Here is a 14,078-nt window from a genome sequence, read left to right on the forward strand (position 1 = left end):
CACCTCCTCGTTAACTATTTTGAGATAACTAGGGGTGATTCATACAATGCAAATCATGGAAGTTTTACAAGCCTATAATAACTCGTCAAATTCGCTTTCCTGACTTGGATTCGATGGACTAAACATAACCGTTTCTGTACCTTCAACAGCTTTTGCGATATCGTCGGTAAAATCAATCGGGGCTTCAAATTGATTTACTTTTTCACGTTTTGGTCTCGTTTTAGGTTGTTTAGGTACAAAAATTGTACAACAATCTTCATATGGTCGGATCGAAATCTCATACGTTTCAATTTCTTTTGATATATCAATTATATCCGATTTATCCATAGCAACTAACGGCCTAATAATAGGGTAATTCGTTACTTCGTTGATTGTATGCATACTTTCCATCGTTTGGCTGGCAACTTGACCTAAACTTTCTCCTGTTGTCAGTGATAAAATCTCTTCTTTTTGAGCAATTTGTTCACTTATACGTAACATGAGACGCCTCATAATCGTCATGCCATAGTTTTCAGGTGCCTCTTTAAAGATTTTTTGTTGTACTTCAGTGAATGGAACTAAGTGTAATTTCACTTCTCCACCAAATTTAGTTAACGTTTGAGCTAAGTCTTCAACCTTTTGTTTAGCACGCTCAGATGTGAATGGAGGAGAATGGAAGTGAATCGCTTCTATTTTCACGCCACGCTTCATCGTTAAATAACCTGCTACAGGACTATCAATCCCACCTGACATTAATAATAACGATTTACCAGTAGAACCTACAGGTAAACCACCTTTACCAGGAATATTGCGCGCAGTAATATAAGTGGCATCATGACGAATTTCCACTCTAATCTCTACATCAGGCTCACGAACATTTACTGTCCATTCCTCTGAGTTTCTTAATAGATGTCCACCTAAAATTTGATTCATTTCTTGAGAACGAACCGGGAAATCTTTATTTGATCTCTTACAAGTGATCTTAAAGGTTTGCCCATTTTCTAACCTTAAGGCTTCCAAAGCAGCTTCTTTTATTTTTTCTTCATCATTTACTACCTTCATAGCAAGGCTAAATGACTGAATCCCAAATATATCTTTACACTTATCAACTATTGGATCAGGATCACGCCCATCTAACAAAATGTACATGTGATCGCGTTTACCTTTAATTGATAAATCTGGGTAGTCTTTCAACGCCCTTTGAACGTTAGAACGTAGTGTATTGATAAAGAACTTTTGATTCTTTCCTTTTAATGCTAGTTCACCGTATCTAATTAAAATGTGATCGTATTTCATATTATTACCCCATTACTTTTTCATACTTGGACATAATCTTTTTAAAAGCAGAAATAAAAGCATTAATATCATCTTGGCTTTGATTAGCATTCATGCTTACTCTAACTGCTGCTGAAGCATCTTCATCTGTTTTCCCACATGCTTTTAAAACATGGCTAGCTTCATTTTGACGGGAAGAACAAGCTGACTTCGTTGAAACAACTACCCCTTCATCACTAAAAGCATGGATTAACACTTCTGGTTTAAAGTTTTGAACAGAAAAGTTTAAAATATGATGTGCGCCGTGTTTTGGAGAATTAATTGTAACTTGAAGATAATTCTTAAGCTCTTCTCTTATAGTTTGATTTAATTCTTGAAGTTGATGATAGTTTTTTTGTTCTTCCAATGCTAAACGGATCGCCTTAGCTAAGGAGACTGCATTAGCTACATTTTCCGTCCCAGGTCGAACACGATCTTCTTGAGCGCCACCATGTTGTAATGGTGATAGGCTGATATGTTGCTTTTTTATTAAGCACGCAGAACCTTTAAGTCCATGAATTTTATGACCTGAAATTGTTATTAAATCGATTCCTTTATGACCATAAGGGATCGTAATTTTACCAAAACCTTGAACATGGTCAACGTGAAATAACACAGTAGGATATTGTTCAACTATTTCAGCTAGTTTCTCTATTGGTTGAACACTTCCAATTTCATTATTCACATGCATAATTGTAATTAAAATAGTGTCTGGACGAATCGCCTCTTTAACATCATTTACTGACACTTCACCCTTGTCGTTTACTGGCAAATAAGTAATCTCATAACCCATTTGCTCAAGATGGCGACAAGTTTCTAATACTGATGGGTGTTCAATTTGAGTCGTAATTATGTGTTTTCCACGATTTTTATATTGTTCTGCTACGCCTTTGATTGCTAAATTATTACTTTCAGTGCCCCCTGAAGTGAAGACAACCTCTTGTGATCCAACTCCTAATAAGTCAGCTATTTGTTGACGTGATTTTGTTAACAAGTCTTCTACTTGACCACCCATTCGATGAATTGATGAAGGGTTTGCAAAATATTTCGAAGACACGGTGTGAAACGTCTTTAAAACATCTTCATGAGGTTTTGTAGTAGCACTATTGTCTAAATATATCATCGGTTCGATAAACCCCTTTTAGTCAGTATCCATCGAGTAATCATACCATAATAAAGGATTAATATTCAATTAATTGGTAGGTGTAAAAAGATGAAGCCACCTCTTAAAATTCTGAGACGGCTTCATCAACTTCTTCAAATATTTGAAGTAAATCATCAATTGAAACATTTTGTTCTTCAGTACTAAAATAACCTCTCCAAGGGTCAAGAGATGAATCATCAATTAATTCTAATTCATGTCTAATTTCATTATTTAACGTGCCATGCTCTTCACTCTCGCTCGGTTCATGCGTACTTAAATTAGCATTTAACACCAATGCTTTGTCGCTCATTTTATAACTTAACGTTATTTCCTTGGAAATATGATGATTTTTAGCAGTATATGTCGGTTGGTTGACATCGACCCACATCACAATAACAACCGCCCAAGTCGCTAAAAATAAAACACTACTTAACACGACAATTATTCGTTCCATCTACATCACTCCTATTTATGATGCAGTTAACTTTAGCTGATCCTCAATCTTTTTGAGAGCACCAGGTTCCACTTCTTCTAATGCTTGACTAGCCTGTTCTAAAGCTGTTTCATAATCATTTCTTCTAAAGTGGTCTTCAGCTTCTGCAATTTTTGCAGCTAACACAGGATAACTGCTTCTATAACGGTTTGCATATTGAATGACATATTCAGCAAACTCAGCTTGTTCCAAGATTAGATTAGTTTGTTCTACTGCCCTAGCGACACATTTATCCGCTTCTTCTAACACTCTGGATACCTCATCCACATCAAGCGGTTGCTCATTTACTTTTTCATTGGACTGCTCAATTAGATCACGTGCTTGATTAACTAAATCAATAATATAATTCGGTATTCCAGGTAAATTACTTTTTTGTAATTTTTGACGGACGTTAATTATTTTTTGTTTTAGATCATTAATTTGCTCTCTAGAGTTCAACTCATCTTTTCTTAAATTGTAAAGGTGAGCGTCAAACTTAGATTGCTTTTCTTCCCAAGCTTCAAAATCTTTCTGCCACTCTTCTAGGTCTAACCTAATAGAAGAGTAAGGTTGTTCTTCATGTGTAATCATTGACTTGATTCTTGTTGCCTTCTTACTCAACTGGTCTAGATTTTTTTCAAGCTCATACTGTTCTTCATATTTTTCATCTTTTAAGTGATAGTTCTCTTTTACAGCCATTACATTTTCCTTGGTTGCTGCAAAAGATTCATTAGCTTTATCTACTTTCTCATCAAGTAACGGCTGCTTTTGCATAACAAAATTTTTGTCAAACGCTTCTTTTTCAAGTTGGTCATAAATCTCAATCATTCTCGACCTAATTTGTTCGATTTGGTTTTCAACGCCGTCATCGATCCCTTTATTCAACTGTTCTACTATTGCAAGCAATGTTTCGTGATGAGTTTGAATTTCTTTCTCCACCCCAAGGTGTTGAACTCTAAACCCATCATCTTTCATTTCTTTAACACCATTTTGTAGTTGATCTAGTTCTTCAGGTAATGTGTGCTTACACATTCGATATAGATCTGGGAACACGTTAACTTTACGATCCAATTCGTGTAAACGAGATTTCACATTATGTATTAGCTCTTGAGCTTCTGTATAATTCCCAGAGTTTGTCAATTCCTCATACTGGTTCATATCGTTTTGTAAATCATCTAATTCAACTTCAAATACTACTTCAGCTTTACCGAGTTGATATCCATTTTGAAGAACTTTTTTACGAACTTCACTAATACGAGGGTGGAGCTTTTCCGCTTCTTCTCGACTGTCTTGCTCTGAATGAAGTAAACGATCAACTTCTTCAAATATGTCATCAATTGTTTGTTCAACCTTATACAACTTTTGTTCTACTGTTTTTAATGTACGGGATGCTTTGCCAAATTTATATTTTTCAGCTGCTTCTTCAGCATCTAACAAAAACTCTTCTACTTCAGTAAACACATAATCATTTATTTCATCCCATTCATTACGCCAAGACTCAAACAGTTCTTCTGTTTCGCCAGTTAGATTTAAATGTCTAACTTTCCCTAATTCATCAGCAACTTGGCGACTCATCAGTTGGACTTTCCATTGCTCTAGCTTGTCCACACTGTTATACACTTTCCTTCTCATAATAACGCCAACTAATATAAAAGCAATAACAACTACTAGTATACCTATGATGTACTCCATCGAAAGCCCCCCTCACAAATCATTTCCGAACATATACTTATATACCATATAATATCATGTTTAAAACGCGATTTGCTAAAATAATTGTAAATTTATAAGAAATTATGTCTAACGAGTATATCGGCAAACATTTGATTAAATAAACCATTTTTTTAATACATCAATGTAAGCATTAACAAAAACAGGACGACTAGCATCCCAATCATAGTCTTTCTTCCACTCATTGCCGAATGTAAATGGTGCATTGATCAGGCTTTTAAACTGTATGTAAAAAGCTTCTTTCTCCATTGTATTAAAATTATATTGCTTTGTTATTTGTTCGACAATCCACTTAAAGAAATAAGTCTCTTTTGCCACATAAGTTGAAAACAGCTCTCTAATAAAAATGTTATCCAAAGATAATTCTCGTTGAATGAAACAAGTGAATTGAAAATGGCGTTCCTTATAATGTATAATTTCCTCAATTACTTGATACAAGTTTTCTGGTGTATCAATTGGTTGATGCTCCATCAAATAATCTAGTATTGCTAAATAATTCTCATAATAGTCGACCGTCATTTGTTCCAGTAGACCTTGTTTATTTTTAAAGTAATAACTAATCAAAGATACATTGACATTAGCTTGTTCGGTAATAGCACGTGTCGATGTTCCTTTGAAACCATTATAATAAAACAGCTGACTAGCTGCTTGCATGATCTTATCTTTACTAGTTAGTTCTGACATGCAATCACCTCTTATAACCTATTATTCGACGATTTTAGCAAAAAACCTTTTAAAAATTAAACAAAAAAGGAGATTTTTCTATGTTTGAAGTACAGCATTACAACGGAACGAGAGAAGAAAATTACGAACAACTGATCAATCAACTAAATGCACTCTTAGAAGGTGAAGATAGCGTGACTGCTAACTTAGCCAATGCGAGCGCAATATTAAATCAGTTTCTAAACGATGTTAACTGGGTTGGCTTTTACACAATGGAAAACGGAGAGCTTGTATTAGGTCCATTCCAAGGCCTTCCAGCTTGTGTCAAAATCCCTAATGGACGAGGCGTTTGCGGTACAGCTACAGCAGAACGATCTACTCAACTAGTACCAGACGTACATGAATTCCCTGGACACATTGCTTGTGATGCTCAAAGCCAATCTGAAATCGTTGTTCCAATTATTAAAGACGATGAGATCTTTGGTGTGCTAGATATCGATGCCCCGATTAAAAATCGCTTTGATGAAGTCGATCAAGAGTATTTAGAGAAATTTGTTGAAACGCTAAAGAAACACATTTAATTATAAGTTTTATAGTTAAATCCTTGACTATAAACTTAATACATCATATAATATCTTTTGTGTAAAATAAAAGGCAGCCTCGGTGGACTTGCTATGTCTTGCATTTTGTACCTCTAGGAAATGAGGTGTATCGCGTAACTCTCTGCTGCTGGAGCGAAGGTACATGAAAGCAAAATGCGCATAGTCCGGGACACGGTATACTGTTTTTATTTTATGCAAATAAAATAAAAAAAGGAGGAGACGCTCGTGGCACGTTTCACAGGCTCTCTTTGGAAGAAATCTCGCCGTTACGGCATTTCTCTTTCAGGTACAGGTAAAGAATTAGAAAAGCGCCCTTACGCTCCAGGCCAACATGGTCCTACTCAGCGTAAAAAACTTACTGAATATGGTCTTCAGTTACAAGAAAAGCAAAAACTTCGTTATATGTTCGGTTTAACTGAACGTCAATTCCGTCGTATTTTTGACGATGCAGCAAAAATGCGCGGTGTACATGGTGAAAACTTCATGATTATTTTAGAATCACGTTTAGACAACCTAGTATACCGTTCAGGTTTAGCTCGTACTCGTCGTCAAGCTCGTCAGCTTGTAACTCATGGTCACATCACTTTAGATGGTAGTCGTGTAGACATCCCATCTTACCGTGTGAAGCCAGGTACTGTAATTGGTGTTCGTGAAAAATCACAAAACCTAGACATCATCAACGAAGCACTAGAAGTTAACAACTTCGTACCTGAATATATTACGTTAGATGCGGATAAGAAAGAAGCTACTTACAACCGCTACCCAGAACGTTCTGAGCTTTCTTCAGAAATTAATGAAGCTCTTATCGTTGAGTGGTACTCAAGATAAGACTTACAACGAAAACATCCAAACCATTCGATGGTTTGGATGTTTTTTGTTATCTTAATACCTATTCCCATCTTCTAATGATAAGTTATAAAAGTTCTCTAAAATCTCAGTTCTTAACTCAACAAGCTCATCGAACTGATAGAAGAAACTAACCTTGTCATATTTCACTCTATCTCCTGTTTCAACTCTATCGCTGTCTAAAAATACAAAAAACGCAAAGCTTTCAGCAATATCTTCTTCAGGTGCTGTGCCTTGATACGTATTAAAGAAATGGTTTTCATTCTTCTCAAAGAACTCTCGGTAGTCATCCGATTCTTCACTCCAGTCAATAGCTTCATACTCTTCTAGCAGGTCTGACCAGAATAAACCAACGAATTGATTCATATAACTATCTTCTTTTGCACAACCATAAACAGTGAGATACTCTTCGCATAAGGAAGGGTCATCTTCATAAAGTCCATTACTATAATCAATTTCACTACTATTAAGTGTTAAGTAATGACCAAATTCATGAATTAAAATTACTTTCACAGGAGTATCATAATCTCCGACATATTGTGAAAGAACTAAACTAAGAATTTCAGAGTCATCAGGTGGTCTATAGATCGCTAATAACTGTTGTTCTTGTGCATCTAACCAGTATACTCGCTCTAATGTAGGCCTGAATTCGTTTGGGATGACCGAAGAGAACACATACCAATACGCCATTAACGTTTCTTTCCCTCTCGCTAAATCATCTTGTGGTCCCGCAAACTCGTCCTCATATTCTTCAGCATAATCTAAAAGCTCTAAATCGACCAAGTCACCTTCATCACCAACTTCGAAATAAAAAACATCTTCCCAATCATCCCGCTCTTGTTGGATTGGAAAATAAAACTGTGTTTGATCGTAGTTTAAATCAAAAGATAAATGGTCATTAATCACCTCTAAAAAACAATCTCCCCGCTCAATAACTTCATCAACTTCATAACAGCCTTCCCCATCTTCCTCGAATATATCACTTCTCATCAATGGGCGATAAGCTCTGATCATAAAATCTGATGGGTCATACTCAAAGTCGACTAATTTACTTTCTTCGTCCTCTTCACTCGCACCTTCATCTTCATTATGTAGATCTGCATCCTGAACTTCTTCAGAATTAGGCTCACCTTGAAAAATAATAATTAACAGGGTAGTTATAATCACAACAACAAGGCCCGAAATTACAACTTTCCTCACACTTATCACCTCTTTTTTGGGGATATTATACCATTAATACTCAAATACTGAATATGAGAATATTCAAAATTTTGTTAGTTACTAAAAAGAAAACAGTCTTATTAGTTATTTAATACTAATAAGACTGTTCTACTGATAATAGCTTCTTTAAATAATCAATCGTTTCTTGGTCTGTATTCGTATTAAGTTCATTAGATTGTTGGTAACTTTTATGACCTTGGCCTGTGATGACGACCCAGTCACCTTCTTCTGCTTTCAAAACCGCTTCTTTAATTGCGCTAACCCGCCCAGTCAATACTTTGATTTGATCTGAACCAAACTCAATTTGATACTTATGAAGCTCTTCATTCATTTCATTTTCTGTTAAATGATCTAAATCACCTGTAGTCAATATTGTTAAGTCACTTTGCTCCAATGAATGTTTAACCATATCTTCTCTTTTACTCTCATCACGGTTCGCTTTAAAAGCAAGTACATGAATTAGTTTATTTGGTTTAGCTTCATTGATTGTTAGTAGGACTTCTTTTACCGCATCAGGTGTGTGTGCATAATCGACAACAACTTTTGATCCTGTTGGTAACTTAGATTGTTCAAATCTACCTGGGACTCCAGGGAAATTAGACACGATTTCTTTTAACTGTGCTGGGGATTTTACAATGAGATCTACTGTCGTATAGGCTAGAGCGAGGTTATATAAGTTATGTATACCAAGCATCTGCCAATTTAATTGATAAGACTTATGTTTATAATGCACGGTAACACTAGGTTCACCAACGCTCACTAAGTCTTTCATCACAACATTTGAACTTAACTGTTTCCCAACGCCTGTACAGTTTAAATCTTTTGCATTCAATTCTCGGCACAACCGTGCTCCCCATTCATTATCAACATTCACTACTGCTTGACCATGAGACTTGAGTTGGTTAAATAACTTTTTCTTTACTTGATAATAGTCTTCCATACTTTCATGATAATCTAAATGTTCATACGTTAAATTTGTAAATACCGCATAATCAAACTCCACACCCGCTAAACGGTGTTGTGCCAAACCATGAGATGAAACTTCAATTACGATGACATCATCTTTACTATTATAGAAATGCTTATACAACTCTAAAACACTCGGAGTTGTTTGAGCATTCTCATAAACAGTAGAATTTATAATACAATTTGCTGTACCAATCAAGGAAGTATTCATATTACTTTGTTCTAGTAAATAATGAATTAAGTGGCTCGTTGTCGTTTTACCATTAGTTCCAGTAACGCCTATTACGGTTTTCCCTTTTAATGGATTGTCATAGAATTGCTTCGCTAGCTCTCCTAACGCTTTACGACTACTTTTCACTTTTATATATGGGACGGTAAGATGATTGAGACTCTCCTCACCAACTACTGCGATCGCCCCTTTGTTAACCGCTTCTTCAATAAATTCATGGCCATCAATAGCATAACCTTTTACAGCAACGAAAATTGAGCCCTCTTTCACCTTACGCGAATCATCAACAATATTAACCACATTGATACGGTCAACAGTTTCTGATATATGTTCATATTCTAATTGACTTAATATCTTTTTGGCTTCAACCATAGTTATTATGCTCCTAATAGAAAAGTGTGCGTATCATTGTACTAAAACATTTACCTAAATTGATATAGATAAAACTGATTAAATTGAACCAATTTTATTATGTGCAATTTATTATGAAAATATAGTTGTCTTTAACTATAATCCAAAGCACTTATTTGATATAATTTTATAGGAATAATTATAGAGGGGGATTAGATGGGGAGAGAGGAAGACTTCCATGCGAAGTTAAACAGAAAACAAAAAGAAAACTTAAAGAAATTCCTAACACCTATTAAGTGGTTAGCGATTATAATCATACCCATTATTGTAATCGGGCTACTAAGCTTAAGCTGGATTACTGAATATATTTGGATGGGTTCACTTGGATTTGAACAAGTGTTTACAACAGTCCTATTCAGTCGTGCCGCACTTGGTGGTGTTGGGTTTGTGCTATATTTCGTTGTTGCTTATATAACTTTATATTGGATCCATAAATCGTATATACACTTTTTAAACCATTCCATGATACCGAACATACTACTAAATAAAAAATCAGCTTATGCTATTGTATTTAGTATTTCAATTGTATTCGGTTTGATCGGTACATCTATGGTACAAGGTATTGGATGGGAGCCAACGTTAAAAGCATTAAACTATGAGACTTTTGGACAAACTGATCCTTATTTTAATTTAGATATCTCATTTTACATTTTCTTGCTACCTTTCTTAGAACTGATTGTAAACTTATTGCTAGGCTTAACAATATTTATGACAGTCATTGTCGCATTAGCTTATTCCGTCTTTAATATGTATCGTGAGAGTCGTTTAGCTCAGTTGCATTTAGGAATTAGCATTTCATTGATTGGAGTATTTTTAGCTGCTAATCACCTACTTGATCCTTATAACACGTTATTAACGAATCAAGTTAACGTGTTTCAAACAAGTGTTGTGCACGGGTTAAGTTATACAGATGATGTCATTAATATTCCTAAAGCTTATATTTTAGCTGGTGTCGCGATTCTTGGAGTGATCATGCTAATTGTCGCATTAATTAAAGGTAATTTAATTTGGATGGCTATTCCTATCGCGCTATATATAACAGTTGCGTTAGCTGGTCAATTAGTATCAGCTGCCGTACAAAACTATGTTGTTTCACCGAATGAATTTCACCGTGAACAGCCTTATTTACAACATAACCTAGATTACACGCTAGAAGCTTATGACCTTGATGATATTTCTACCGAACAACACCCAGGAAACCAATCATTAGATGCTGATATGATTGAACGAAATCAGCTGACAATCGACAATGTCAGAATTAATGATTCAAGACCAATTCTTGATGTGTACAATCAACTACAAACGTTTAGAAATTATTATCAGTTTAACGATGTCGATATAGACCGCTATCACATTGATGGAGAGTACCAACAAGTATTTATCGGTGCTAGAGAGTTAAATACTTCAGACTTACCTGACCAAGCTAGAACTTGGGTGAACGAGAATTTACGTTATACTCACGGCTATGGTGTAACGATGAGTCATGTTAATGAATTAACGGAACAAGGTCAACCAGAGTATATTTTACAAGACTTACCGCCTGAAGGTGACATTGAAGTAACACGACCTCAAATCTATTTCGGTGAAGAGCATTCGAACAACGTGATCGTTAATACTGAAGTAGATGAATTTGATTACCCAACTGGTGATGAAAATATGTCATATCGCTATAGTGCTGATTCAGGTGTATCACTAAGTGGCCTTAACCGTTTATTATTTTCTTTAGATGAAGGGTCATTTAGAATGTTAGTGTCAGATCAATTGAATGAAGAGAGTCAATTACTAGCCACTCGTAACATTATGGATCGCGTTCAACGAATTGCACCATTTCTAACGTATGATCAAGATCCTTACATTTTCGTCCGAGAAGATGGAAGTTTAGCATGGATTATAGATGCTTACTTACGAGAAGGAAACTATCCATACTCTGAAGCTTATGACGGAAACCATAACTACATTAGAAACTCAGTTAAAGTCATGGTGGATGCTTATACAGGTGAAGTTGACTTCTTTGTCGTTGAAGATGATGACCCGTTATTACAGACGTACGAGAACATATTCCCAGACCTATTCACTTATGATATTCCAGAAGATGTTGAATCACACTTCCGTTATCCAGTTGATTTATTTACAATTCAAGCGGATATGTATGGAACTTATCATATGAGTAACTTAGAAGTGTTCTACAACCGTGAAGATGCATGGGAATTTGCGACAGAACGTTACTTTGAGCATGATATAACAATGGAGCCATACTATATTACGATGCAACTACCAGGAAATGATTTTGAAGAATTTGTCTTAATGACACCTTATACACCAAGAAATAGACAAAATATGATTGCCTGGATTGGTGCTCGTAACGATGGAGAAAATTACGGAGACTTAATGGTATATGAATTTCCTAAACAGCGTAACATCTATGGCCCACAACAAATCGAGAACCGTATTAACCAAGACAGTCGAATATCACAAGAGTTGAACTTATGGTCTCAAGGTGGATCGAGTGTTATTAGAGGTAATTTATTAACGATTCCAATTGAAGATACCATAATGTATGTTGAACCAATATATATCGAATCGTCCAACGCTACTTCTCTACCAGAAGTAAAACAAGTCATTGTTGCTTATGGAGATTACATCGTAATGGAAGCTACTTTCGAAGAATCGTTAGAGCGTATTCTTGAGTTAATTGAAGCAGGTGTACCTGGTAATATGCCAGATGTCGATGATGATATTGATATGGATGATGAAATTGGTGATATCGATGAAGATGCAGACATTGATGAAGATATAGACTTTGAAGAAGATACTGAAACAGAATTACCAGGCATTCCTGGTGATGCAGAAGACACTTTGAATGAACTATCAACATTGTTTGACGATTATCAAAATGCACTTTCAAGAGGTGACTGGGAAGGTGCAGGTCAAATTATGAATGAGATTGAAGAGCTTTTAGGTACAATAGACTAACAAAATAAACAGGCTGTCCTGAAAGTCAATTTTGACTATTTAGGACAGCCTGTTTTTCATTATACATGCTTAATTAAAAAGTACTTTTTCTTTCCACGTCTAATAATTGTAAAAGCGTCATCAATTCGATCATTTTCATCAATGAAGTATTTTAAATCTTGTTGTCTTTCATCATTAATGTAGATCGCACCGTTTGAAATATCTTCTCGTGCTTGGCGTTTTGAAGAAGAAATATTTGCTTCAACTAACAGGTCAATTAAGCCCTTTTCACTCTCTTCAAGCTCAAAAGTCGGAACATCTTTAAAGCCAACTTCAACTTCTTCTTTCGTTAATTCTTTAATGTCTCCGTTAAACAATGCGTGAGTAATGCGCTGTGCTTGGTTCAAAGCTTCTTCTCCATGAACCATTTTCGTCATTTCCTCAGCTAAGCGACGTTGCGCTACACGTTGTTCAGGACGTTCCTCAACTTCTTTTGCTAGTTCGTCAATCTCTTCTAACGGTAAGAAAGTAAAGGATTTCAAAAACTTAACGACATCACGATCATCAGCGTTAACCCAGAATTGGTAAAACTCATAAGGACTCGTTTTCTTCTCATCTAACCAAATCGCGCCACCTGCTGTTTTACCGAATTTAGACCCATCAGCCTTCGTAATAAGAGGAACTGTTAATCCGTATGCTTTAACCTCTTCTCCTTCTTGACTAGTACGTCGAATCAGTTCAAGTCCAGCTGTAATATTCCCCCATTGGTCACTACCACCAATTTGTAGAGAGACATCTTCTTCTTGATTCAAACGTAAGAAGTCTAAAGATTGCAGTAACATGTAAGTAAATTCTGTGTATGAGATGCCGTTTTCAATTCTTGATTCAACCGAGTCTTTCGCTAACATATAATTAACACTGAAATGCTTACCGACATCTCTTAATAAATCGATTATTGACATTTTAGACAGCCAATCATAGTTATTGACTACCTTTGCCCCTTTTTGATCATCTGTAAAGTCAATGAACCTAGATAGTTGGTCTTCAATATTTTTAACCCATTCTTGGACAACATTCTCTTCATTTAACTGGCGTTCCTCATTACGACCACTTGGGTCACCGATTAATCCTGTACCTCCGCCGACTAATGCGATCGGACGATGCCCTGCCTCTTGGAATCTTTTTAACATTAAAATAGGTAATAAATGTCCAATGTGTAAACTATCAGCTGTAGGGTCAAATCCGCAGTACAATGTAACTCGGCTTTCATTAAGGTGGTTTTCTAACCCTTCATCATCTGTCATTTGATTTATTAAGTCTCTCGCTCTTAGATCTTCAATAATATTCATCGTTTCTTCCTCCTAAAGTTAGTCTATAAAATACAAAAAAGCCCCTCATCCACATAGGGACGAGGGACTCGCGTTACCACCCTAGTTGTAACTACACCTGTGCAGTCACCACTTCATTAGTTAACGGTATTACCCGTCTCTTTACAAGAGAATGCTCCTAGTCGTAATTCGTTCTATGCCTTGCACTAGTTTCCACCAA

Annotated in this window: 11 protein-coding genes and 1 other annotated feature (1 of these 12 cut by a window edge); of the genes, 3 read left to right on the plus strand and 8 right to left on the minus strand. The window is 35.8% G+C overall.

From position 1 onward, the window contains the following. Positions 1–72: 72 nt before the first annotated feature. The 5 genes from thiI to refZ all read right to left on the minus strand — a co-directional run bounded on the left by thiI (position 73) and on the right by refZ (position 5,324). The gene (gene thiI / locus AHA02nite_RS08380) at positions 73–1,275 is read right to left on the minus strand and encodes a tRNA uracil 4-sulfurtransferase ThiI (protein ID WP_146816261.1); all 1,203 of its coding nucleotides are present in this window, start codon (positions 1,273–1,275) and stop codon (positions 73–75) included. 4 nt (positions 1,276–1,279) lie between these two features. After that, entirely contained in the window at positions 1,280–2,416 is a 1,137-nt protein-coding gene (locus tag AHA02nite_RS08385) for a cysteine desulfurase family protein (protein WP_146816263.1), read from the minus strand. Between the two features lie 103 nt (positions 2,417–2,519). Further along, positions 2,520–2,891, minus strand: a complete 372-nt coding sequence (locus AHA02nite_RS08390) for a hypothetical protein (RefSeq protein ID WP_146816265.1) — start codon at positions 2,889–2,891, stop codon at positions 2,520–2,522. Positions 2,892–2,906: 15 nt separating this feature from the next. Continuing rightward, positions 2,907–4,601, minus strand: a complete 1,695-nt coding sequence (gene ezrA, locus AHA02nite_RS08395) for a septation ring formation regulator EzrA (protein ID WP_146816267.1) — start codon at positions 4,599–4,601, stop codon at positions 2,907–2,909. Between the two features lie 135 nt (positions 4,602–4,736). Next, entirely contained in the window at positions 4,737–5,324 is a 588-nt protein-coding gene (gene refZ, locus AHA02nite_RS08400) for a forespore capture DNA-binding protein RefZ (protein ID WP_146816269.1), read from the minus strand. An 80-nt stretch (positions 5,325–5,404) separates the two neighbouring features. On the opposite strand from refZ, the gene AHA02nite_RS08405 reads away from it, so the two are divergent. Further along, complete coding sequence (locus AHA02nite_RS08405; protein WP_146816271.1) at positions 5,405–5,884, plus strand: GAF domain-containing protein; 480 nt, start codon at positions 5,405–5,407, stop codon at positions 5,882–5,884. Between the two features lie 246 nt (positions 5,885–6,130). Beyond that, positions 6,131–6,733, plus strand: coding sequence for a 30S ribosomal protein S4 (gene rpsD, locus AHA02nite_RS08415; protein ID WP_017186691.1), 603 nt, complete (start codon positions 6,131–6,133; stop codon positions 6,731–6,733). Between the two features lie 54 nt (positions 6,734–6,787). Here rpsD and AHA02nite_RS08420 read toward each other — a convergent pair whose 3' ends face one another. After that, the gene (locus tag AHA02nite_RS08420) at positions 6,788–7,951 is read right to left on the minus strand and encodes a hypothetical protein (protein ID WP_146816275.1); all 1,164 of its coding nucleotides are present in this window, start codon (positions 7,949–7,951) and stop codon (positions 6,788–6,790) included. Positions 7,952–8,066: 115 nt separating this feature from the next. Then, positions 8,067–9,539, minus strand: a complete 1,473-nt coding sequence (locus AHA02nite_RS08425; protein WP_146816277.1) for a UDP-N-acetylmuramoyl-L-alanyl-D-glutamate--2,6-diaminopimelate ligase — start codon at positions 9,537–9,539, stop codon at positions 8,067–8,069. Positions 9,540–9,734: 195 nt separating this feature from the next. Between AHA02nite_RS08425 and AHA02nite_RS08430 the strand changes: the two genes are divergently transcribed. Continuing rightward, complete coding sequence (locus AHA02nite_RS08430; RefSeq protein WP_146816279.1) at positions 9,735–12,551, plus strand: UPF0182 family membrane protein; 2,817 nt, start codon at positions 9,735–9,737, stop codon at positions 12,549–12,551. 59 nt (positions 12,552–12,610) lie between these two features. On the opposite strand, the gene tyrS is transcribed toward AHA02nite_RS08430, so the two are convergent. Further along, the gene (gene tyrS, locus AHA02nite_RS08435; RefSeq protein WP_146816281.1) at positions 12,611–13,879 is read right to left on the minus strand and encodes a tyrosine--tRNA ligase; all 1,269 of its coding nucleotides are present in this window, start codon (positions 13,877–13,879) and stop codon (positions 12,611–12,613) included. A gap of 52 nt (positions 13,880–13,931) precedes the next feature. Continuing rightward, positions 13,932–14,078, minus strand: a binding site (T-box leader); it runs 57 nt beyond the window's last position.

The sequence above is a fragment of the Alkalibacillus haloalkaliphilus genome (assembly GCF_007991275.1).
Taxonomy (GTDB): domain Bacteria; phylum Bacillota; class Bacilli; order Bacillales; family Alkalibacillaceae; genus Alkalibacillus; species Alkalibacillus haloalkaliphilus.